Annotated in this window: 22 protein-coding genes and 1 riboswitch; of the genes, 12 read left to right on the top strand and 10 right to left on the bottom strand. The window is 36.5% G+C overall.

Features of this window, described 5'->3' with window-relative positions; genetic code table 11:
• The first annotated feature begins 674 nt into the window (after window positions 1–674).
• The 3 genes from ABWU86_RS06295 to ABWU86_RS06305 all read left to right on the top strand — a co-directional run bounded on the left by ABWU86_RS06295 (window position 675) and on the right by ABWU86_RS06305 (window position 2,717).
• Window positions 675–1,853 carry an acetyl-CoA C-acetyltransferase gene (locus ABWU86_RS06295; RefSeq protein ID WP_353322049.1) on the top strand — a complete coding sequence of 393 codons (1,179 nt, stop codon included), beginning with the start codon at window positions 675–677 and terminating at the stop codon, window positions 1,851–1,853.
• A gap of 123 nt (window positions 1,854–1,976) precedes the next feature.
• Window positions 1,977–2,510 (top strand): GNAT family N-acetyltransferase, encoded by a 534-nt coding sequence (locus ABWU86_RS06300; RefSeq protein WP_293794267.1) that lies wholly within the window; start codon window positions 1,977–1,979, stop codon window positions 2,508–2,510.
• A 15-nt stretch (window positions 2,511–2,525) separates the two neighbouring features.
• Window positions 2,526–2,717 carry a hypothetical protein gene (locus ABWU86_RS06305; protein ID WP_293794266.1) on the top strand — a complete coding sequence of 64 codons (192 nt, stop codon included), beginning with the start codon at window positions 2,526–2,528 and terminating at the stop codon, window positions 2,715–2,717.
• Between the two features lie 38 nt (window positions 2,718–2,755).
• Here ABWU86_RS06305 and ABWU86_RS06310 read toward each other — a convergent pair whose 3' ends face one another.
• Both ABWU86_RS06310 and ABWU86_RS06315 read right to left on the bottom strand, forming a co-directional pair.
• Window positions 2,756–3,352, bottom strand: coding sequence for a L,D-transpeptidase (locus ABWU86_RS06310; protein WP_353322052.1), 597 nt, complete (start codon window positions 3,350–3,352; stop codon window positions 2,756–2,758).
• A 68-nt stretch (window positions 3,353–3,420) separates the two neighbouring features.
• Window positions 3,421–3,921 (bottom strand): hypothetical protein, encoded by a 501-nt coding sequence (locus ABWU86_RS06315; protein WP_353322054.1) that lies wholly within the window; start codon window positions 3,919–3,921, stop codon window positions 3,421–3,423.
• Between the two features lie 165 nt (window positions 3,922–4,086).
• Between ABWU86_RS06315 and ABWU86_RS06320 the strand changes: the two genes are divergently transcribed.
• The 5 genes from ABWU86_RS06320 to thiM all read left to right on the top strand — a co-directional run bounded on the left by ABWU86_RS06320 (window position 4,087) and on the right by thiM (window position 8,168).
• The gene (locus ABWU86_RS06320) at window positions 4,087–4,953 is read left to right on the top strand and encodes an SEC10/PgrA surface exclusion domain-containing protein (protein ID WP_353322056.1); all 867 of its coding nucleotides are present in this window, start codon (window positions 4,087–4,089) and stop codon (window positions 4,951–4,953) included.
• A gap of 119 nt (window positions 4,954–5,072) precedes the next feature.
• Window positions 5,073–5,162: riboswitch (TPP riboswitch) on the top strand.
• Window positions 5,163–5,254: 92 nt separating this feature from the next.
• The gene (gene tenA, locus ABWU86_RS06325; RefSeq protein WP_353322058.1) at window positions 5,255–5,959 is read left to right on the top strand and encodes a thiaminase II; all 705 of its coding nucleotides are present in this window, start codon (window positions 5,255–5,257) and stop codon (window positions 5,957–5,959) included.
• Window positions 5,952–6,761: a bifunctional hydroxymethylpyrimidine kinase/phosphomethylpyrimidine kinase gene (gene thiD / locus ABWU86_RS06330; RefSeq protein WP_353322060.1), complete on the top strand. Its 810-nt coding sequence runs from the start codon at window positions 5,952–5,954 to the stop codon at window positions 6,759–6,761. Before tenA ends, thiD begins: the two co-directional genes overlap by 8 nt.
• Entirely contained in the window at window positions 6,751–7,392 is a 642-nt protein-coding gene (thiE, locus tag ABWU86_RS06335; RefSeq protein WP_353322062.1) for a thiamine phosphate synthase, read from the top strand. Before thiD ends, thiE begins: the two co-directional genes overlap by 11 nt.
• Window positions 7,392–8,168, top strand: coding sequence for a hydroxyethylthiazole kinase (gene thiM / locus ABWU86_RS06340; RefSeq protein ID WP_293794254.1), 777 nt, complete (start codon window positions 7,392–7,394; stop codon window positions 8,166–8,168). The genes thiE and thiM overlap by 1 nt, the downstream gene beginning before the upstream one ends.
• Window positions 8,169–8,402: 234 nt before the next feature.
• Here the strand turns inward: thiM and ABWU86_RS06345 are convergent, their stop codons facing one another.
• The 3 genes from ABWU86_RS06345 to ABWU86_RS06355 form a co-directional block, all read right to left on the bottom strand.
• The gene (locus ABWU86_RS06345; RefSeq protein ID WP_293794252.1) at window positions 8,403–9,377 is read right to left on the bottom strand and encodes an AEC family transporter; all 975 of its coding nucleotides are present in this window, start codon (window positions 9,375–9,377) and stop codon (window positions 8,403–8,405) included.
• Window positions 9,378–9,517: 140 nt separating this feature from the next.
• Window positions 9,518–9,643: a hypothetical protein gene (locus ABWU86_RS06350; RefSeq protein WP_293794249.1), complete on the bottom strand. Its 126-nt coding sequence runs from the start codon at window positions 9,641–9,643 to the stop codon at window positions 9,518–9,520.
• Between the two features lie 358 nt (window positions 9,644–10,001).
• Window positions 10,002–10,775, bottom strand: coding sequence for a (S)-acetoin forming diacetyl reductase (locus ABWU86_RS06355; RefSeq protein ID WP_293794247.1), 774 nt, complete (start codon window positions 10,773–10,775; stop codon window positions 10,002–10,004).
• 233 nt (window positions 10,776–11,008) lie between these two features.
• Here ABWU86_RS06355 and ABWU86_RS06360 point away from each other — a divergent pair, with 233 nt between their 5' ends.
• From ABWU86_RS06360 to ABWU86_RS06370, 3 genes are all read left to right on the top strand, one after another.
• Window positions 11,009–12,340: a dihydrolipoyl dehydrogenase family protein gene (locus ABWU86_RS06360; RefSeq protein WP_293794245.1), complete on the top strand. Its 1,332-nt coding sequence runs from the start codon at window positions 11,009–11,011 to the stop codon at window positions 12,338–12,340.
• Window positions 12,341–12,504: 164 nt separating this feature from the next.
• Window positions 12,505–13,845, top strand: a complete 1,341-nt coding sequence (locus ABWU86_RS06365) for a dihydrolipoyl dehydrogenase family protein (protein ID WP_293794244.1) — start codon at window positions 12,505–12,507, stop codon at window positions 13,843–13,845.
• An 87-nt stretch (window positions 13,846–13,932) separates the two neighbouring features.
• Window positions 13,933–14,613 carry a DUF975 family protein gene (locus tag ABWU86_RS06370; protein ID WP_293794242.1) on the top strand — a complete coding sequence of 227 codons (681 nt, stop codon included), beginning with the start codon at window positions 13,933–13,935 and terminating at the stop codon, window positions 14,611–14,613.
• 278 nt (window positions 14,614–14,891) lie between these two features.
• Here ABWU86_RS06370 and ABWU86_RS06375 read toward each other — a convergent pair whose 3' ends face one another.
• Together ABWU86_RS06375 and ABWU86_RS06380 are read right to left on the bottom strand one after the other, a co-directional pair.
• A complete protein-coding gene (locus ABWU86_RS06375; RefSeq protein ID WP_435370536.1) occupies window positions 14,892–15,338 on the bottom strand; it encodes a universal stress protein in 447 nt (148 codons plus the stop codon).
• 29 nt (window positions 15,339–15,367) lie between these two features.
• On the bottom strand, window positions 15,368–16,921 hold the full coding sequence (locus ABWU86_RS06380; protein ID WP_293794323.1) for an Nramp family divalent metal transporter: 1,554 nt from the start codon (window positions 16,919–16,921) through the stop codon (window positions 15,368–15,370).
• Window positions 16,922–17,180: 259 nt separating this feature from the next.
• Here ABWU86_RS06380 and ade point away from each other — a divergent pair, with 259 nt between their 5' ends.
• A complete protein-coding gene (ade, locus tag ABWU86_RS06385; protein WP_353322067.1) occupies window positions 17,181–18,872 on the top strand; it encodes an adenine deaminase in 1,692 nt (563 codons plus the stop codon).
• Between the two features lie 41 nt (window positions 18,873–18,913).
• On the opposite strand, the gene ABWU86_RS06390 is transcribed toward ade, so the two are convergent.
• The 3 genes from ABWU86_RS06390 to ABWU86_RS06400 form a co-directional block, all read right to left on the bottom strand.
• The gene (locus ABWU86_RS06390; RefSeq protein WP_353322069.1) at window positions 18,914–19,747 is read right to left on the bottom strand and encodes a sulfite exporter TauE/SafE family protein; all 834 of its coding nucleotides are present in this window, start codon (window positions 19,745–19,747) and stop codon (window positions 18,914–18,916) included.
• Window positions 19,748–19,853: 106 nt separating this feature from the next.
• A complete protein-coding gene (locus ABWU86_RS06395) occupies window positions 19,854–20,666 on the bottom strand; it encodes a sulfite exporter TauE/SafE family protein (protein WP_293794332.1) in 813 nt (270 codons plus the stop codon).
• 187 nt (window positions 20,667–20,853) lie between these two features.
• On the bottom strand, window positions 20,854–22,071 hold the full coding sequence (locus ABWU86_RS06400) for a S1C family serine protease (protein WP_353322072.1): 1,218 nt from the start codon (window positions 22,069–22,071) through the stop codon (window positions 20,854–20,856).
• Window positions 22,072–22,088: the final 17 nt, after the last annotated feature.

The raw sequence follows: 22,088 nt of genomic DNA on the forward strand, positions 1-22,088 counted from the left end.
GCTTAACTTAGCTCTTCTGAATAAATTGTTATTTTATAAGCGAATTGACTTCGCAATGTTTAATTCTTACAAACTTCGTTGTAAGATTCCTTACACATCATCGATTATCAATCTTGTTCAGTTTTCAAAGATCTACCAATTTGTTGATGTTTCCTTTTTTCAAGGTAACTTTTTAAGTATATCAGAATGTCAACTCGAAGTCAACATATTTTTATAATTAAAATTTTTATCAACCGGGTTGTCATATTCGCTAGAAAAGCGACGATAACAATAAATATTATGCCATCTTAGCAACTAAAAGTCAATAACTTTTTTGTATATTTTTGATTGAATATTTCAATCAACTTTTTCAACAGCAAAAACTATCTTACCAAATCCAAGTGACAAGGTCAACAGGTTATTTGAGATTGTTTAATATTTATTTTTTTGGTTGTTGAAAATTAACAACGATTAATATCATATCAATTTTAAACACAGTGGTCAATAACTTTTTTAAGATTTTCTTAAGAATTTCATTTTAACTTAAACTCGTCTTCGAAAATAGTTAAAAATTTTGTGATTTGATTATATTCCTCTTTCTACTAAACTTAAAAATTATTCTTTATTATAGAAATGATAAAAATAATCATTATACTTATAGTTATAGATATTAAAGAAGGAGCGTCATTAATAATATGGAAAAAGTAATTATAGCTGCAGCAAAACGAACTCCTATAGGGAAGATGAATGGCGCACTAGCTAACTTCTCTTCCGTTGACTTAGGAACGATCGTTACTAAATCTGTTATCAAACAGGCTGGAATCAATCCTTCCGACGTAAATCAAGTTGTGTTTGGAAATGTTATTCAAGCAGGCGCTGGTCAAAACATCGCCAGACAAATCGAAATTAAATCTAGCATCCCTTACTGCAGTACCGCTAATACAGTCAACCAGGTTTGTGGTTCCGGATTAAAAGCAGTTCGCAATGCTCAATCTGCAATTGCTATGGGAGACGCTGATGTTATTGTGGCCGGTGGAGTAGAAAGCATGTCCAACGCACCATTTTTAAATATGAATATGCGAAGAGGGCACAAGTTTGGTGATGTTACCTTAATTGATTCACTAAACCAGGATGCACTAACTGATGCATTCAACCATCAACCAATGGGGATCACAGCTGAAAACGTTGCTAAAAAGTTTAATATTAGTCGTCAACAACAAGATGAATTTGCATATCAATCACATATGCGAGCAGTCAATGCATTTGATAATGGTTTCTTTGATAAAGAAATCGTGCCAATTGAAATTAAAACAAAAAAAGAATCCTATATTATGAAGCAAGATGAAAACATTCGTCGTGATACCTCTGTAGAAGTTTTAAACAAACTTCGTCCTGCATTTAAAGAAGATGGTAGTGTAACTGCTGGAAACGCTGCTAGTTTAAATGACGGTGCTTCAGCATTACTATTAATGAGTGAATCGGCTGCTAAACGTTTAAATGTGACTCCACTAGCAGTAATTGATGGATATGCGGAAACTGGATGCGATCCTGACTACATGGGTTACGCACCATACGATGCTACTAAAGCGTTATTTGAAAAACTAAACTTATCAATGGATGATATTGATTTAGTAGAATTAAATGAAGCATTCGCTGCCCAAGTCCTTGCAGTTGCTCAAGATTACAAAATTGATATGAATAAGCTAAATATTTCAGGTGGTGCCATCGCAATGGGACATCCCTTAGGTGATTCTGGTGCACGCATCATCGGTTCACTAATCTACAACTTGCAAAGAACCAACAACAAAAATGGATTAGCAACTATCTGTATCGGAGGCGGTATGGGAATGGCAATGAAGATTTCTTTACCATAGCTAATTGGTTTACTAATCAGCATTTTGCGGTATCCTATTAATAGATAAAAATTACAAACGTTGCAAATTGCAACGTTTTTCTATATACTTTTGTCTTATAATTTTCATAAAGGAAGTGTAAAAATGCCCGCAACATACTTGAAGAAATCTACTGAAGAAGATTTACCAGCAATTTTGGATATTATTCATTCAGCAATTAAATACTTACATGAACAAGGAATCGACCAATGGCAACATGGTTATCCAGCTGACGAAGATTTAATCAAAGACATTAAAGATGGAATCAACTACGTGTTAATCACTAACGGCCAAGTAGCCGGTACTGCAACTATTCACCAAGGGATTGATCCTAACTACTTAAAGATCGAAGACGGTGAGTGGGTTAACGGTTCTGAAGCTCACTACGCTGCTATTCACCGCGTTGCCATCTCAAATGAGTTCCGTGGCCAACACCTTTCAGAAAAATTAGTTAGTGGATTAATTACCGTTTCTCGTGTCCTAGGATTCAAGGACATCCGAATCGATACTCATCCTGAAAATCTAGGTATGCAACACGTTATAGATTCAAACGGTTTTGAAAAACGTGGTGTGATTCATATGCGTGAAAATGGTCATCCTTGGACTGCTCGTTATGCATACCAATTATTAACCAAATAATCGTAGGTGAATAAATTGATAGCTAACGATATTTCAGTGCAAATTAAATTAATCATTATGTATGTGATTGGAATTATCGCTTTAATTACATTATTAATTGGTTTATATAAGAAGCAATATTCATTTAGAAACAAAAATATTTTATGTATTATCGGCGTAATCGTCGTGATGACATTATTACTATTGGACATTTTATTTGTCCACTAAAAAAGACGTTCGTTTTATCGAACGTCTTTTTGTTTATATTAATGAATAACGACTTTAGTTCCGGTTGGGACATGTGAGTTAACCCACTTAGCGTCTGGGATAGAAAGTCTAACACAACCATGTGAATTGGCCACTTTCCCTAATTCATGGGCATCTTTTTGTAAGTAGTGACCGGATTTATTAACTGGGACTGAGTGGAATAGGTAAACTCCATGGTCTAAGAATGAAGTCCAGTAGTTGGCTCCTTCTTTCGATGATGCATTATAGAAGTGACTACCGCGTTCTGCTTGAATATGGAAAGTCCCACGTGGAGTTCCATTGTCATTTCCGGTAGAACAAAGCATGGTATATAGTACCTTGCCAGCAGGGTTCTTAACGTATACTCTTTGGTCTTTAATCGAAACATCGAACCAGTTATGGTTCTTTAGTGTCATATTAGGATATGGTTTGTTTTCTGATGAGCGTTTCCATGCATTAGGTGATGGATGCACACCCACTTGTTTAGCTTTAGCTACTTTAGTAGTAGTAGTTTTATTATTAGTAGTTTGGGCATTAGTTTGGCCACAGGCATTTAATGCCAATACCGCAACTAATGATGTGGTGGTGATAATAATTGCTTTTTTGACTTTACGCATATATTAAAAGATACTCCCTTGCATGATCTTGATATCATTATATAGCTTTACATAAACCTTGTATATGATTAGTCTTTTTTCGCTAGTTGACTGTAACTGTGTTTATTGATTTTGTACAAAGTATAGTTGGATCCACCGAAATTGCGGTGGCCTTTTTTGAATAGTTTAACTTTAATTTTGTGCTTACCGACTGCTGTAATTTCAGCAGCATCAGCATAGTTAAGAGGAGATTGTTTTTTAGCATAGATATGATACTTATTATTACCGATTTTCTTAAAGCTGCTGTACATAATGGTTCCTAAACTGTATCCAGCATGCGTATCGTTTCTCTTCAGATATGAGTAATTAACACCTTCCATATCGATACCATCAATCGCAAAGGTGTCCTTAGACAACTTAAAGTTACGGTACTTGTGGTACTTCACCAAATTCTTAGATGCCCAATAACCACGAGCAAATCTAGGAAGACCGCTGTGAACTTTAGCGGCACTAGCTGTCACGTTGGTAAGTACAATAACTTGAAGAATTATCAATGCACTTAGTGCAGCAACCATTATTCTTTTTTTCATATCTTAAACCCCTCTATCGTAATCAGTAACAATAATCTACTTTATTTAATTAAAGCACAATCATAATGTAGTTGCTATACATAATTAATTTTTTACCAATTCTTAAGAATTAACTAATCACGTTTGTGGTAGCATAAAATCATCAATAACAAAGGAGTGTATGAAATGCACAGAATTAGTCGTTTTGCCATTATCAACATGATTATGATTATGGTACTTTCATTAAGTTTCTCTTCATACTCTAGTTCAAATACTGCTTATGCGAGTCATAAAACCACCCACAAAAAAGTGGTTATCAAAAAGCACGCTAAAAAGAAAAGTAAGAAGAAAGTCTCTACCTATTCTTCAGTTGATGCTTTCGGATATGGTGCCAGTAAGCACCCTACTGCTAACGCATCAGATAAATTAGTTGCACCAGCTGGTTTCTTATTCAGCTTTAACAGTAGTACTAACCAATTCGAACAAGCTGACAACTACAGCAATGACTTCATCAAGAAAAGCCATAAAGTTAATGTATTCCACCCTAAAACAAGTGACACTAAAAGAATGGCTAACCCTACAAATCTAGATACCAATACCCAAAGAGAACTCTCTCAATACACTGCTGATTTAATTAATCAACTTAGTCAAAAATTAAGTAACAATCAAGCCCCAGCAAAATTAATCGTAACCGACCGCGCACTAGCAGCCGCAACCCAAATTGCGAATGGCTATAGCGCAGATAAATGGGACATTGATACACAAAATGATCACGACTTAAACGTACTAAAAAGTGTATTTGGTCAATATAACTCAAACGGATGGGCTGAAAATTGGGCCGGAAGCACATTAGGTAAGAAGAATAGCATTGCTAATATCAAAGAAAATATCTATGGATCAACTGCATCGATGATGTTTGATGATGCCGATTCAGGTTGGGGTCACACCGCAAACTTCCTTGGAGCAAGCCTTAATGCTACCCATCCATTAGAATTCGCAATTTCTATTGATAATTTAAATCAATTACATTTCGAATTCCTACTATATAATTAGCGAACATAATTAGCGAACAATTCACGGAGTTAACTTTATTTATATTCGGATTTTATAAAACTAGTGGTTTACCGAATATCGATAATTCGATATACTATTATATGAATTAAATAAATAACTGCTGTCCACTGGGGTGCCGCAAGGCTGAGATAATACCCATTGAACCTGATCTAGTTAACACTAGCGAAGGAAGTCTGGCGCACTCCAATTGTAAATAATTAAACAAATTACAAGTGTACCCTTCTACTCTCGCGTAGGAGGGTATTTTTATTTTCGGCAGCATTCTGGAGGTTTTACATACATGTTTTCTCATCAATTAACTAAAGCGGCTGATCCAATCTTACAGGCTATTTACGATCATCCCTTCGTTCAAGGTATCGGTAACGGACACGTCGATGATGCCGCACTAAAATTCTACGTCGAACAGGATTTTCAATACTTGTCAGAATTTATCAAGATTTACGCTAGCATCATCCCACTTTTAAATGATCGCGATGATATGCGATTCTTTGCGGAAAACATCAATTTTATTTTAAATAGTGAAATCCACCCGCATCACGTTTTCTGTGATATCGCAGGTGTGGAATACGAATCACTTCAACACGCTACCCCTAGTCCTAAGGCATACTTATACCAATCACATATGTATCGTGCCGTTCAATCAGGTAAATTAATCAACATCATTTGTGCATTACTACCTTGTCCTTGGACATACAATGAAATCGCCAAACAAATTACCGCATTAGGTAAAAACACTGACGCTAACAAGTTCAAGAGTTGGATTGATTTCTATATGGATGACGGTGAAGCCAGTGATGGTGATTTAACCCGTCGTTTATTCAATATGGTTGACGACTTAGCTACCAACTTAAGTGAGGACGACTTAAACGAAGCTAAACAATACTTCTTAAAGAGTACTGAACTAGAATGGGAATTCTGGCAACAAGCTTTCTATCAAGAAGGTTGGCGTTTTGCTGACGTGATTGAAGGTGACAAGAATGCATAGTAAAGAAGTTCCCCAAACCCTAACCATCGCCGGATCAGATTCTGGTGGTGGTGCCGGAATGCAAGCTGACATTAAGACCATGCAAGAAAACCACGTCTTCGCCACTAACGTTGTTGTTGGTTTAACTGCACAAAACACACTCGGGGTGCAAATGGTGCAACCCACTGACGTCGAAATGATAGATGCGCAATTCGATTCTTTATTTGATGACTTCGATATTAAGGCAGCCAAGACTGGGGCGTTATTTGACCAAATCAGAGTGGGCGCTGTAGTTAGAAACGTTAAAAAACATAATATCCATCCCCTAGTGGTTGACCCTGTAATGGTCGCCAAAGGTGGTGCCCGCTTATTAGATGATCAAGGAATTCACGCCATTATCAATGACTTATTGCCATTGGCTGATATCGTGACGCCTAATCTACCGGAAGCCCAAATTATGTATAACAAACCGATTGAAACTAAAGATGATGTAATTGATGCTGCTAGTTTTATTCAACAACTCGGCGCTAAGAACGTCATTATTAAAGGTGGGCACCAAAGTGGTGATTTGATTGAAGACTATGTTCTGTTAGAAAACGGCGATAGTTTTATTATGGAAAGTCCAAAATACGACACCGTCAGAAAACACGGTACTGGTGATACCTTATCATCAGCAATTGTCGCTAGTTTAGCAAAAGGCAACTCTGTCGAAAATGCCATCATTGAAGGTAAAACCTACATTGATAAAATTTTACAATCAGAAATTTTAGTCGGCCATGGACACGGCCCACTTAACCATTGGGGGGCTGAAAATGCATTTTAGTCCAGAACAATTAAAGGTCTACTTCATTGCTGGAAGTCAAAACACTAACCATGATGTTGATGAATTAATTTCGATTGTTGAAAATGCCTGTCAAAATGGGATTACGATGTTTCAATACCGTGAAAAGGATAGTTCAACATTACCATTTGCAAATAAAGTCGCAGTCGCACAAAAACTTAAAACGATTACTAATCAATATGGAGTTCCCTTCATTATTGATGATGACATCGAATTAATGCGCGCAGTCAACGCCGACGGAATTCACGTTGGTCAAGATGACACTAAGATTGAACAAGTTATCAGTACTTGTAGCGATAAGATTATCGGGCTATCGACCCATGATCAAAACGAAGTTAGCGCCGCTAATAAAATCGATGGATTAGACTACATCGGAATTGGTCCCATTTTTGCGACTAATTCAAAGGCACACGTCAAAGAAGCAATTGGCATCGATAGTCTAGTGCAACTATACGCACTAGCTAACCACCCTGCTGTCGCTATCGGTGGCATTCATTTAAATAATGTCCACGATGTCTTATCTACAGATGTGGACGGTATCTCCGTCATATCAGCAATTACTAAAACTAATAACTTTGCCAAAACAATCAGCACCCTTAAAGGAGAACTATAATGACTACTATTAAACAAATACGTGATCAATCACCCATTATTTTAAATATTTCTAACATGGTTACCCCGCAACATGTGGCAGACGCTATTAACTTCATCGGTGCTTCTCCTATCATGTTTGACGACATTAAAGAAGCCGCTGATTTAGTCAACATTTCTAACGCCCTAGTCATCAATATGGGATCATCTAATGATGATGACGTTGAAAAATCAATCGCTGCTGGTAAGTACGCCAACCAAAAAGGAATTCCGGTCATAATTGACCCTGTCGCGATTGGCGCTTCTCAATTACGCCAGGATAACTTCGCAAAAGTAGCAAAAGAAGTTAAGTTTAATGGTGTTCGTGGTAACGCCGGTGAATTGGCCTTTTTAGCTGACATCGAATGGAACGCCCAAGGTATTGATGCCGGTGATGGTGACGGCGATTTACACGAAATCACCAAAGCAGTTGCCAAGAAATTTAACTGTATCAGCCTATTATCAGGGGTAGTCGATGTCATTTCCGATGGTCAAAAGGTCGTAGAAGTTCAAAACGGTCATCCTTATTTCGCGGTTAACGTCGGTTGTGGTGATATGTTAGACGGCATTTTAGGCGCTTGTTTAGCGGTTGATAATAGTTTAGATTCAGCAGTTCTAGCAGCAAGCATCTTAAGTATTGCCGGCGAAATTGCTGGTGAAAGCACTGAAAAAATACCCTACACATTCTTGAATACCGTTTTTGATACTCTTTACCAACTAAGCGATACACAAATTAACGAATTACAAAAGCTAGGATAAGAACACAAAAAAAGAACTGACATAGTCAGTTCTTTTTATTTTAGTAACATACAATGTAAACAACAGCGATGATAATTAAAGCGATTACCATTAATGTATAACAAATTTTTTCAAACATGAGAATTCCTTCTTTGCTCCGCATATAATTTACCTAAAGTTTAGGCTATGTGGACTTACTTGTCAATTTTATATGTATTAAAAAAACGTCGGTGCATTCCCGACGTTTTTTAGTAATTAGATGTATTGAACGATAGTCATTAAGATAGGAATAACTACGATAAACAATACAGTTGAAGTAGTAACAATATTAGTTGCATACTTAACATCACCGTGTGATTCAGCAGCTAAGATTGGAAGAACCGCTAGCATTGGAGTAGCAGATTGAACAATCATAGTTTGGTTAAACATACCTGGTAGTGATACACCACCGTGAGCAGCAACTGCTAATATTGAAATCATAATAACTGGAGCTAAAACGAAACGTCCTAATAAAGCAACGACAGTATCGCGATCGAATGAAATACTCTTCAAACCAGCATCAGCTAATACAATACCAATGTAAATTAGTGATAATGGAGTAACTAAGCTACCAACATATGATAAAGTTTGTGATAAGAAAGGAACTTTTAAAACTGGAATGTTTAGTAATAAGAATACCAAAGCAACTAAGAAACCAACTAAAGGCATTGGAATAACTTGTTTCCAGTTAATCTTGTGATGTTCTTTTGGTTGATCTTGCTTAGTAGGGTCATCATTACTGATTAAGAAGACACCAAATGCCCAAGTCGATACAGTGTTAATGATGTAGTAAACCAAGAAGTAAGTCATTGATTTATCACCAAACAATGCGATGTTTAATGGTAGACCAATGAAAATAGTATTGGCGTTAACGATAGCGTTAATAAATACACCACGACGACCAGCTCTAACCTTCATTACCTTAACCAAGATGAAGGCGATAATGTAACCAATTACTACTGAGATAATCCCCCAGATTAAGTAACTACCAAAACTAACTAGCTTATCTCTAGTTAGACGACTCAATACTGCAACAAAGATTGAAGCGGGTAGTGCGACGTTTTTGATTAATTTTGAAATATTCTTACTAAAAGTGTCAGCAAACCAACCGGTTTTTCTTAAAATGTATCCTAATACCATAATTAGAACAACAACTAGGACACTTTGAATTGAGTTAATAAATACTCCCATTGTGAAATCCTCCTATAGATATTCAAATATAATTATCATTATTTAATCAATGTAGAACACTATAGAACACTATAAAAGATATAGTCAAAGGATAAGTTTGTTATAAATATTTTTTATATCCGATAAGGTAACTCTTGATATTACTTGTTTTGATTGTTTCTGTCACGCTTACTTTTTAAAGATATAACTAACATTGTTGATAATGTAGAAATAATAAATAATGCAATGAATCCTAAAATAAAGAATACGATAGTCATTAAGCTCACAATCATTCATCTCCTAATTGGTTGTTTTAAATATTTATTTAAATTATAACTGAGATTAATTTTTTTCTCAAAAATTCTTGCATTCAAATTATGAATGTGGTTTAATATTATTTGTCGCTTGATATTACATCTCACAGACAAACTTAATATTTTGAGCTGTTAGCTTAAGGTAAAAGCACTCAGTCCTTTGCTGAGAAGATGGTGTTCAAAGCATCACAGCTCACTAACTAAAGTACTTTGAAGATTTTATCTTTGGGGTACTTTTTTGTTAAAAGAAATAAAGTTTGTTTTTGTATATCTCACAAAAAAGAACCACTTCTTAATGAAGTGGTTCTTTTTTTCATATAATAATATGATTTTAGTGGAATTGCATACCACCATCTAAGATTAGTGTTTGACCAGTCATGTAATCTGAGTCTTTTCCTGCTAGGAATGATACACCAGCAGCGATGTCTTCCGATTCAGCTAAACGACCTAAAGCGATATCCTTAGAGAATTGTTCCATACCCCAGTCATCATCTTTACCAGCATTTTGACCAACTTCATGGGCAATGTCCATCATCATTGGAGTCTTAACGATACCAGGTGCAAATGCATTAACAGTGATACCTTGACCTGCTAAATCACGAGCAGTTGTTTGAGTAATACCTCTAATAGCGAACTTAGTACTACCATATAGAGTTAAGTTAGGGTTACCAACAACACCAGCTTGTGAAGTAGCATTGATAATCTTACCACCATGACCTAATTCTTCGAACTTAGCTTTAGCAGCTTGTGTACCCCAGATAACTGATGCAACGTTAATGTTGTAAACAGTGTTAAATTGTTCTGGAGTAATGGTGTCGACAGGTGTAGTTGGACCTACACCGGCATTGTTAACAACAACGTTTAAATCACCAAATTCTTTAACTGTAGTTTCTACAGCGCTGAATACTTGATCACGGTCAGCAACGTCAGCTTGAACAGCAATAGCTTGACCACCATTTGCGTTAATTTCTTTGGCAACAGCTTCACCTTTTTCAGCAGTACGGTTAACAACAGCAACTGCGAAACCATCTTGAGCTAATCGAACAGCGATAGCTTTTCCGATACCTTGACCGGCACCGGTAACAAATGCAACTTTTTTTGTCATATTAAACCCTCATTTCTTTACAATAGTAACTTACAGTATGAAGTATATACTTATTTATGTTTATTTAAAGAGATTACTTTTATGTTTTTTTATACTATAATTGTGATGTCAAAAGTTTTTATCAATCTTGTACTAATTAATCTAAGGCTAAATGTTTGAATTAATCCGTTACTAAGTTTATGTTATATGTAATTGATGTTTCATTAATATCTATTGAAAAGGAAATGATAAATATGACTAATAATTTTGATTATGACGTATTATATATTGGTGCAGGTCATGGTACTTTTGACGGTGCTATGCCACTTGCTGCTAAGGGTTACAAAGTAGCTGTTATTGAAGCAGATAAAATTGGTGGTACTTGTCCCAACTGGGGTTGTAACGCTAAAATTGCTCTAGACTTACCAGTACAAGTTAAAGAAACTCAAAATCGTTTAAAAAACATTGTTAAAGGTGATCTTTCAATCGATTGGACCCAAAACATGTTAAACAAGCACAAAGTAATTGATGGTATTTCAGGTGCTATCGAAGGCGGATTAAAAGCATTCGGCATTGATGTTATACACGGATATGGTAAATTAGTTGATAATCATACTGTTTCCGTAGATGGAAAAAATTATTCATCTGATAAAATTGTCATCGCTACTGGATTACGTCCAAATCGTTTAGATGTTCCAGGTAATGAAATGGCTTCAGATTCTAAAGAATTCTTGAACTTAGAAGAACTTCCAGTTCACGTTGCGATTATCGGTTCTGGATACATTGCAATGGAATTTGCTACAATCGCAAATGCAGCAGGATCTGAAGTAACTGTGTTGATGCATGGTGACCGTGCTCTTCGTCAATTTGATAAAGAATACGTAGATGAGGTCGTAAATGATCTTAAAGAAAAAGGTGTTAAATTTGTAGAAAACACTGAAATCAAAGAATTCCATGGCGAAAAATGTAAGATGACTATTGAAACTAATAACGGTCCTATCTTCACTGACTTCGCATTAGATGCGACTGGTCGTATTCCAAACGTTGAAAACATCGGCTTAGATGAAGTTGGAGTTAAGTATGATAACAAAGGAATTATTGTAGATGATCATTTACAAACTTCTGTTGAAGGAATTTATGCTTCTGGTGATGTAGCTGTTACTGGTCAACCAAAACTTACTCCTACAGCAATGTTTGAATCACAATATCTAACTAGTTTATTTACAGGTGAAAACACAGACCCAATTGAATTCCCTGCTATTCCAACAACCGTATTTACAAGTCCTCGTATCGCTCAAGTGGGTATCTCTGTTGAAGAAGCAAAGAAGAGTGACGAATACACTGTTGAAGAACATGACATGACTACAGATTGGTATCGTGCAATTACTAATGAACACATTGCTAAGCGTACATTAGTCTTTGACAAACAACACCATCTAGTTGGTGCAACTGAAGTTTCACCTGAAGCTGATAGTGTGATTGATTCAATTCTACCAGCCGTCGCTTTACAATTAGACAAATCACAAATTAACAAAATCGTGCACCTATTCCCAACTATCGGAAGCGATGCATGGCAACAACTATAAAACTAAATTAAGTTTACCAGTTAAAACCGCATTGGACAATTTGTCTAATGCGGTTTTTTACGATTAAATCATAGTCAATATATTTGTGTTATTTCCTATAATAATGTAAATTTAAAGTATACAGGAAAATTAAATATGCCATAAAAATATGGAGGCTAATGATTATGAAAAATCCTAACTTCGATTACGATGTTGTTTACATCGGATCTGGACACGCCGCTTTCGACGGTGCCAAGACACTTTGCAAACAAGGTTTCAAAATTGCTTTCGTAGAAGCAGTTGCTGTTGGTGGAACTTGCCCTAACTGGGGTTGTAACGCCAAAATCACTTTAGATGGACCTGTTACTTTGGCTAAAACCCAAAGAAGAATGAAAGGTATCGTTGAAGGTGATACAAAGCTTAACTGGAAAGAAAACATCAAACACAAACGTGAAGGAATTCTACCCATTAAAGTAGACCGTGAAGCTACTATGAAGAGCCTAGGCATGGATGTTATCCATGGTTTTGCTAAGTTCACTGATGCTCACACTCTAGAAATCAATGGTGAACACGTTACTTCAGATAAAATCGTTATCGCTACTGGTTTAACTCCACACAAGGTGGAAATCGAAGGTACTGAATTATCACATGATTCACAAGACTTCATGGAACTAGAAGACATGCCAAAACGTATGGCAGTGATCGGTACTGGTTACATTGCAATGGAATTTGCTACTATGGCTAACGAATCTGGTGCAGACGTTACTATGTTCATGCACGGCGACAAGGCACTACGTCCTTTCTACCAACCTTACGTACAAATCCTAATGGACGAAATGAAGAAATCAGGTATCAAGTTTGTTGAAAACTCTGGTTTACGCGCATTTGAACAAAACGGTGACGAATACACTGTTACTTACGCTGACAACCAACAACTAACTGTTGATTACATTCTAGATGCTTCTGGTCGTGTTCCAATGGTTCACAACATGGGACTAGAAGAAGTTGGTGTTAAGTTCGACGCTAAGAAGGGAATTGAAGTTAACGAATACCTACAAACTTCAGTTGAAAACATTTACGCTTCTGGTGACGTTGCCGCTACTGGTCAACCAAACTTAACTCCTACTGCTACTTTTGAATCACAATACCTAAAGCATTTATTTGCCGGTGAAACTGATCAACCAATCGACTTCCCAGCTATTCCATCAGTTGTATTTACTTCACCTCGTATCAGTCAAATGGGTGTGACTGTTGATGAAGCAAACGCTAGTGATGAATACACTGTCGAAGAACATGACTTAACTGATACTTGGTTCAGACAAATCACTAAAGAACCAGTTGTTAAGAATGCCTACATCTTTGATAAAGAACACCGTCTAGTTGGTTTCACTGAAATTTCTGACCAAGCTGATAACGCAATCGACATGATTGTCCCAGCAGTTAACATGAAGATGACTCCACTAGAAATCGAAAGAAACGTGCACCTATTCCCATCAATCGGTCACGATACTTGGAAAAACATCTAATGATAATGGAAAAACCATAGCGAAGGCTATGGTTTTTTTAGTATCTATAGTATTATTAAAGTATTAAATCATACTGGAGGCATAAACATGTTCGAACGTTTTGAAGAAAAAAATGCTGCCAAGAAGCTTCTTCATTATCAACAACGCTTCTTCTTCGTTTTATTTATCCCATTTTTAATTGCTACTATTGTGGGATCTGTCGCATTCCAAATCACTCCGGATCCAGATAATGTAAGTAGTGTTTTTCAACAGCTATACCCCGCTTTATTTGGGACTATCATTTTCCAAATCATTGCTGGAATCTTTTACTGGGGTGCATTCGCAACTACCATTGATGTATTACGTGGTAACAATGACTTCAATAATCCATTTCGTAAATCATTCTCATTTATCGATAACCAAGGATTATTTTGGCACACCGTTGTATTAGTAATTATCATTCACATCTTTACTTTCCTATGGTCACTACTATTCCTTATTCCTGGAATTATCAAGTCATTCTCATATTCACAAGCAATTTGGATTTATCGTGATGCATACTTAAGCGGTAACAAAATCAGTTACTTAGAAGCAATCACCCAAAGTCGTCAAATGATGAACCACCATAAGTTAGAATACTTTGTCTTAGAACTTTCATTTATCGGTTGGATTATCTTAGCAGAAATCACCGCCGGAATCGTTGGTATCTACGTATTTCCATACATGGGAATTACCTATGCTAAGTTCTACTTATTCGTCAAAAACGAACATGAAAAAGTTTCGCAATAAAACTGTAATATTTTGTTAATTTGAAATTAATCAAAATAGTTATATAATGTGTATATAAAGTAATTTATCAAGCAGAGAAAAGGCATCGTGATTTCACGATGCCTTTTTTCTTTGTCTTATTTTCTTCGCTATTATTAGAAATATAATTAAATGCTTAAATACTATAGCTGCGCTAAAAAGACCCTTTTTTATCTTTAATCCATAAATATAATATAAAAAAGACGCAAGCATTATACTTACGTCTTTTTTATATTATTAGGAGTATTAATTAACAGTTTTTATCTAATCACCATTACAGATACTGGTGAGTATTTAGCCATGTAAGCGGCTTGGCTACCGAAATGACGAGCTAGACCCTTCTTTGATTCTGATCCTACGATTAGTAGATCAGGTTTCACCTTAGGGATAACATCTTCAACGATAGTTTCCCCAGCTTCACCAGTTGATGCGATTACATCAACATCAGTCAAACCGGCTGCTTCAGCAGTTTGTTTGTATTCTTTTAGATGTTCTTCTAAGTCTTCGTACTTACCATGAATAAATTGTCCTGATAATGATTCGAAAACGTTGATTTCTTCATCTTCTAGAACTGAAACGATTGTTAGTTTTGCATTTTCTGATTTTGCACGAGAAATTGCATACTTGAATGCAAGAATGGCATCATCAGAGTCATCAACCGCAACTAAAATATTCTTGAAGTTAATATTGACGTCCATGTTTTCCATATTTTCGCCTTCTATTCTTGAATTATTTTTTATCTATTTCTTAGTCGTTTGTTACCAAGGTATAGTTCAACCAATGTCCAAATTAGCAGTGCAATGATTACTACGTTAATAATATTAGCGATAACACCTGCTTCTGCATTTTGCGCAGCAGTTGGGTTGTCACTGAAGAATCCAGCAACAGCACCTTGCATGTTAATTGCGTTTAAGTAGATAAGAACTAATACTGAGATCCAACCTAAAACCTTAACCCATAAGCTATTCTTGAAACGGCTACCCATTTCTTGAGCACTGTTAGTCATCATTAACAATGGAAGCATTGAGAATGGTAATGCGAATGCTAAGAAAATTTGTGAGTTTTCGATTAGGTCATTGATAGCAGCATGTTGTTTTAATGTTGATTCACCAGCAGTTAAAGCAACACAGATAAGCACTGGAACTACTGAAATTAAACGAGTAATTAAACGACGAGCCCATAGAGGAACTTTCAAGTTAACGAAACCTTCCATGATAACTTGTCCTGATAGTGTACCAGTAATAGTTGAGTTTTGACCTGAAGCAAGTAATGCAACAGCAAATAATGTCGATAGAATACCTGACTTAGCAACACCAATTAAAATTGGGTTGGAAAGCATGTGAGTATTATTCAAAGCATCGAATAAACCAAAGAATGATGTATCTTGAACGGCACCGGTCTTGAATACGGCAACCCCCATGATAAGTAGTAAAGCGTTAACGAAGAATGCGAATGTTAATTGGATGTTTGAGTCCCAAGTAGCAAAACGAACAGTTCTTGCAACGTCTTCTTCATCATTATGATCAATAGCTCTAGTTTGAGCGATAGCTGAATGTAGGTATAGGTTATGTGGCATAACAGTTGCCCCGATAATACCTAAAGCACCAGCTAGTGGAGTCATACCAGCAACTGGATGGTCACTAGCAAAAGTACGTTCAGTTGGTACAAGTCCCTTGATTGAGCCCAACCAATCAGGTCTTGATAATACAACTTCGTAAATAAATACAACTAGGATAACCATGATTAAACAAACAACGATTGCTTCAATCTTTCTGAATCCCACTTTTGTTAATAATAGCAATAGTAAAACATCAAATACGGTTAAGAATACCGCAAGTACTAGTGGAATATGGAAAAGTAAGTAAAGCGCAATGGCTCCCCCGATAACTTCCGCGATATCAGTAGCCATGATTGCAAGTTCAGTCATAATCCATAAAACTACTCCAAGTGATTTTGAAGTACGTGAACGGATAGCTTGTGCTAAATCCATCTGACTCACGATACCAAGTTTAGCCGCCATGTATTGTAATAGCATCGCAATCAAACTTGAAATCAAGATGACAGACATTAGTAGATAACCAAAATTTTGACCCCCGGTAATTGATGTAGCCCAGTTACCTGGATCCATGTATCCAACGGCAACTAAAGCACCAGGACCAGAGTATGCAAATAATGTTTTCCAGAAACCCCAATCCTTAGGAACCTTAATTCCACCGTTGATTTCTTCTAGTGAAGGACCATTAGCATATTCTACAAAGCCCTTTTTTTCTTGTGAAACGTTTTCACTCAAAGTTCTTCACCCTTTCTATTCTTGAGAACATAATTATTGTACACTAAATTCACTTGTTTTGAAACAATTTTTAGGTGGTACTGAAAAATTACTCTATAAGATATTAAAAAATACTCTATCACATGGTAAGTTTTTTTCTAATATCAGCTCAATTAATCCAGTTATTTCCGAACATTAAATTAAATTTGACATTAGTTTGTTAATGTTTCATAATACTTGATAATTTTAATCAAATTAAAAAACATTCAGGGGTGGAAAAATGCAAACAATTGATTTACATATAAAAAACGGAAATGTCTTAAATGTTTTTAGCAAGAAATTTGAAAACAAAGATATTTTCATTAACGACGGCAAGATTATTAACTTCGAAAATGATAATTACCAACCCAAAAATGTAATTGATGCAACTAATCAATATATTGTTCCTGGTTTTATTGATTCTCATGTCCACATTGAAAGTTCGCTGGTAACACCAAGCGAACTAGGCAAAGTGTTAGTTCCAATGGGAGTGACATCAATTGTCGTTGATCCACACGAAATCGCCAACGTTTCTGGTGCTGATGGAATTAAATACATGATTAAAGATGCGAAACAATCACCATTAGATGTCTTCGTAATGTTACCATCATCAGTTCCCGCAACTAGTTTTGAACATAATGGTGCTACTTTAACCGCCAAGGATTTACATCCCCTCTATGATGAAGAATCCGTTATTGGTTTAGCCGAAGTGATGGACTATCCAGCCGTTCATAACCAAGAATCCGACATGATGGCTAAGCTACAAGACGCAAAAGGCCATGGCTATCAAATAGATGGCCATGGTGCTGGTTTATCACTATCGCAACTAAACGAATACAAAGCTAACGGGATTTCGACCGACCACGAATCAGTTAACTTAGAACAAATGCAAGACCGCTTGACTGCTGGCATGGATGTCTTCTTAAGAGAGGGAACTGTTGAACGTGATTTACAAAATACCGTCCAAGCCGTAACCGAAGACAATGCCGACCGCTTCTCATTTTGTACCGATGATAAATTCATCTCCACAATTGTTGAAGAAGGTAGCATCAACTTTAATATCCATCTAGCAATTCAATACGGCATTAAACCAGAAACTGCCTACACAATGGCCAGTTACAACGCCGCACAAGCACATAAACTAGCCAACATTGGGGCAATTGAAAAAGATTACGCTGCTGACTTAGTAATCATTGATCACTTAAACCAAGTTGACGTTAAAAAAGTCGTTAAAGCTGGAAAAGAAATGCATGAAGCCGACTTCTCATCACAACCCCTTAAATTTGGCGAAAATTGCGTCCATCACCACTTAAAAGAAACTGATTTACAATTACCGTTAAACGATTCTAAATGTCATGTGATGGGAATTATTGCCAATCATATCGAAACCACTCATTTAGAAATGGATGTCCCAATTGAAGACGGTAAATTTGTCAGTGATTTAGACAATGATGTATTATTGATGGTCGATGCCGAAAGGCACCATGATTTAGGTACTTTCGGACTAGCGCTAGTCCATGGTTTCAACATTAAAAACGGTGCAATTGCTACTACTGTCGCTCATGATTCCCATAACATCGTCGCCGTTGGAACTACTCCAGAATCGATTTACCGCGCTATTGAAGAAGTAACCGATACTAACGGTGGAATTGCAGTTGTGGATGAAGAAAAGACCCTCGCAACAATGCCACTACCAGTTGCTGGTTTAATGTCTGATAAGTCATGGCAAGAAGCAAGTCATGAATTACATGCGATTGAAGATGCATTCAATCAAATTAGTGATGGTGTGGACTTCGATCCGTTTATCACCCTATCATTCTTAACTCTGCCAGTAATTCCAACATTAAAACTAACTGACCAAGGGTTATACGACTTTGACCAACAAAAGATTATCGATGTTGAAGTGGCTAATGACTTAACACTACAACACTAATTAAGCCACAAAAAAAGAGCGATTAAATCGCTCTTTTTTATTTAGAATAAACTAATATGATAAGCCGCCACAAATTGAGTGTAAGCTAAAATTAGCGCTAAAATTCCGGTTAAAATCTTTAGGAAAGTAGCGGGGACTACTCTCACAATCTTAGGACCGATGTAGCCTCCAATAAAGAAACCAATTCCTAATGGCACTACTAATGACCAATCCACGTGGTCATAAACAGCATAATAAATAGTAGCAACAATGTTTGCTGCCCCCATCGCCACGTTTCTAATCGCATTGCTAACGGCATATTCGTTATTAGAAGTACGCGTTAGTAATACTAATAGTAGAATTCCAGAAGCAGCACCGAAATAACCACTATAAGTTCCAATCGCAAACGTTAAGATAATCATGACTAACGATCTAACCCATATTCGAGGTTTGCCACCAGCAGCAGGGTTGAAGTGTAACGCCCCTTCAGTATTCCCATTCAATGGCTTTTTAGTGGGAATTAAAATCATAATTCCACCAAACGCGATAAAGAATGGTACTACATGAGTAAAGCTAGTTGCTGGTAATTTAGTTAATAAAATCGCACCGGTTATTCCACCAAAGAAAATGACCACCATTACTTTAAATAGTTCCTTCCAGTGCCCACGCAATTCGCGAAGCGAGGAAATAAAAGAACCTAATGAATTAAACGTTAAAGACGCTTTATTAACGACGTTTGCTGCAACTGGAGGTAAGCCACCAAAGTATAATAGTGCTGGATAAGATACTAATGAAGCCAGCCCAGTTACTGTGCTTAACACCCCTGCAACTATTCCAACCGCAATAAATATTAATAAAGTCCAAATACTAATTCCTAAAACCGTAATGATAATCATCTCTTTTTTCTATTAGAATAAAATCATAATCTCATCTTACCATTTTTGTGATAAAAGAAAAGCATAAAAAAACACCACTTGGTTAACAAGTGGTGTTTTAAGGTTTTTAGAAGAAGTAGAATAGACGGATGCCGTAAGCTGACACGAATTGAGTGTAAGCTAGGACAAGCGCTAAAATACCTGTAACAATCTTGATTAATTTAACTGGTAATACACGAACCATCTTAGGACCAACGTATCCACCAATTAGGAAACCGATTCCTAGAGGAATAGCTAGTGCCCAGTAGATGTGAGTGCTACCGTGTTGACCATACTTGAATGAGTATAGCACAGTACCAATAACGTTAGCTGAACCCATGGCAACGTTTCTAATCGCATTGTAAACTGGGAATGGATCTTTGCTAGTTCTTGAAAGAACAGCTAGTAAGATAACACCAGCAGCAGCACCGAAGTAACTACCGTAAATACCAATAGCGAAGAATAAAACGATCATAGCAACATCAGCTACCATCTTCTTAGTACCAACTTCGCCTTCTTCAACTACTTTAGCAGTAGGTGCCTTAGAAGTATCCTTTGAAGGAAGTAAGATACCAATACCAGCAGCTGCAATAAATACAGGAACTGCGTAGGAGAAATCTTTTGAAGGTAGAAGAGTTAATAGGATAACTCCGACAATTCCACCAAAGAAGATGATTGTCATAACCTTGAATAGTTCCTTCCAGTGACCAGATAATTCACGCTTTGATGAAAGACCTGAACTTACTACGTTAAATAGTAATGCGGAAGTGTTTGTAATGTTTGCTGAGATAGGGTTTAAAGCACCCCAATATAATAGCGCTGGGTATGAGGCAAGTGAAGCTAGTCCGGTTACTGTACTTAAAATTCCAGCAACGATACCAACAGGAATAAATAATAGCATTGTCCATACACTAAAACCAAAAATAGTAATAATGAAAAACTCCTTTATATATATCAATTTAAAATCCAATATATAATTTTATACTCCTATTCATTTTCAATTACAACCCCTTAAAAACGCCAAAACGCTGACAACCACTATGATGTCAGCGTTTTCATAACAAAAACTTTTTTCAAAAAATTTTCGATTATTGAGTTATTTTCAATTGAGATGTACTTTCGCTCAGCTTAATTGATCCGTTTTTTAGATGACCATTACGGTAGTATTGAACACTAATCGTGGATCCTAGCTTTTGACTATATAAAATGTTTTTGATTTCATCTTGGCTAGTAATCTTCTTACCAGCTAGTGAAACAATCACATCGTATTTCTTCAATCCAGCCTTCGCTGCAGGACCACCTGAAGTAACGTCGTAGACCACAACCCCATTTTCAACAGAAGATGGTAGTTTTAATGTTGATTTTTGGTCACTAACCGCGATGCTAGATAAATCAAGGTAACGAATTCCTAATGCGGGACGTTCGATTTTTCCTTTTTTAACTAGTTGGTTAATGATAGAAGTTACTTCGTTACTTGGAATTGCAAAACCAATTCCTTCAACACTAGTTCCTTCACTGTCAGATGCTAGTTTCATGGAATTAATTCCAATCACTTGTCCAGCTAAGTTAATTAGCGGACCACCTGAGTTACCAGGGTTAATTGCTGTATCGGTTTGGATAACAGTGGCAGTGTTTCCAGTTGATTGGCCATTTGAACCAGTCAATGGTACTTGACGTTTCTTAGCTGAGATAATTCCTTGAGTAAGTGATGAAGCATAAGTTGAACCTAGTGGAGAACCAATTGCTAATGCGGTTTCTCCAACTTTAATGTTGTCGGAGTTACCAAATGTCGCTACTGATTTGATGGCACTACCATTAATCTTTAATACCGCTAAATCAGTAACTGAATCAGTTCCGACTAGTTTAGCTTCTAGTTGTTTACCATTACTTAGTTGTACTTGTAATGCAGAAGCACCAGAAACAACGTGGTTGTTGGTTACGATATAAGCGGCGTTTCCGCTCTTCTTATAAATCACACCAGAACCTTCACTACTTGCTTCTAGTTTACTTGAACTCTTGCCACCTAAGGCAGATTCAATGTCTGAACTACTGCTCTTTTTTAAGTTAAAAACTGATACGACTGAATCTTTCACAGCAGAATAAGCTTTTTCAGATTGAGTTTTAACATTTACCTTCAAATTAGAAGTTGATGCTGTTCCACCGGCGTTGGATCCTCCGGGAACAGCAACGTCGATTCCGGAATTTTCTAATAAGTTAATTCCACCATAGGCAATTACACCGCCTAATAATCCAGCGACTAATGCGACAACTCCTACTTTAACAACAAAACGATCACTTTTTTTCATAAGGTTTTCCCCCTATC

The sequence above is a fragment of the Apilactobacillus pseudapinorum genome, assembly GCF_040369555.1.
Classification (GTDB): domain Bacteria; phylum Bacillota; class Bacilli; order Lactobacillales; family Lactobacillaceae; genus Apilactobacillus.

What these genes read in the sequence shown, in the direction of transcription:
- ABWU86_RS06360 (WP_293794245.1), top strand. Translation starts at nt 11,009, where the DNA reads ATGACTAATAATTTTGATTATGACGTATTATATATTGGTGCAGGTCAT.
- thiD (WP_353322060.1), top strand. Translation starts at nt 5,952, where the DNA reads ATGCATAGTAAAGAAGTTCCCCAAACCCTAACCATCGCCGGATCAGAT.
- ABWU86_RS06345 (WP_293794252.1), bottom strand. Translation starts at nt 9,377, where the DNA reads ATGGGAGTATTTATTAACTCAATTCAAAGTGTCCTAGTTGTTGTTCTA.
- ABWU86_RS06310 (WP_353322052.1), bottom strand. Translation starts at nt 3,352, where the DNA reads ATGCGTAAAGTCAAAAAAGCAATTATTATCACCACCACATCATTAGTT.
- ABWU86_RS06375 (WP_435370536.1), bottom strand. Translation starts at nt 15,338, where the DNA reads ATGGAAAACATGGACGTCAATATTAACTTCAAGAATATTTTAGTTGCG.
- ABWU86_RS06370 (WP_293794242.1), top strand. Translation starts at nt 13,933, where the DNA reads ATGTTCGAACGTTTTGAAGAAAAAAATGCTGCCAAGAAGCTTCTTCAT.
- ABWU86_RS06300 (WP_293794267.1), top strand. Translation starts at nt 1,977, where the DNA reads ATGCCCGCAACATACTTGAAGAAATCTACTGAAGAAGATTTACCAGCA.
- ABWU86_RS06395 (WP_293794332.1), bottom strand. Translation starts at nt 20,666, where the DNA reads ATGCTATTATTTATTCCTGTTGGTATCGTTGCTGGAATTTTAAGTACA.
- ABWU86_RS06355 (WP_293794247.1), bottom strand. Translation starts at nt 10,775, where the DNA reads ATGACAAAAAAAGTTGCATTTGTTACCGGTGCCGGTCAAGGTATCGGA.
- ABWU86_RS06390 (WP_353322069.1), bottom strand. Translation starts at nt 19,747, where the DNA reads ATGATTATCATTACGGTTTTAGGAATTAGTATTTGGACTTTATTAATA.
- ABWU86_RS06295 (WP_353322049.1), top strand. Translation starts at nt 675, where the DNA reads ATGGAAAAAGTAATTATAGCTGCAGCAAAACGAACTCCTATAGGGAAG.
- thiM (WP_293794254.1), top strand. Translation starts at nt 7,392, where the DNA reads ATGACTACTATTAAACAAATACGTGATCAATCACCCATTATTTTAAAT.
- ABWU86_RS06400 (WP_353322072.1), bottom strand. Translation starts at nt 22,071, where the DNA reads ATGAAAAAAAGTGATCGTTTTGTTGTTAAAGTAGGAGTTGTCGCATTA.
- tenA (WP_353322058.1), top strand. Translation starts at nt 5,255, where the DNA reads ATGTTTTCTCATCAATTAACTAAAGCGGCTGATCCAATCTTACAGGCT.
- ABWU86_RS06320 (WP_353322056.1), top strand. Translation starts at nt 4,087, where the DNA reads ATGCACAGAATTAGTCGTTTTGCCATTATCAACATGATTATGATTATG.
- ABWU86_RS06365 (WP_293794244.1), top strand. Translation starts at nt 12,505, where the DNA reads ATGAAAAATCCTAACTTCGATTACGATGTTGTTTACATCGGATCTGGA.
- thiE (WP_353322062.1), top strand. Translation starts at nt 6,751, where the DNA reads ATGCATTTTAGTCCAGAACAATTAAAGGTCTACTTCATTGCTGGAAGT.
- ade (WP_353322067.1), top strand. Translation starts at nt 17,181, where the DNA reads ATGCAAACAATTGATTTACATATAAAAAACGGAAATGTCTTAAATGTT.
- ABWU86_RS06315 (WP_353322054.1), bottom strand. Translation starts at nt 3,921, where the DNA reads ATGAAAAAAAGAATAATGGTTGCTGCACTAAGTGCATTGATAATTCTT.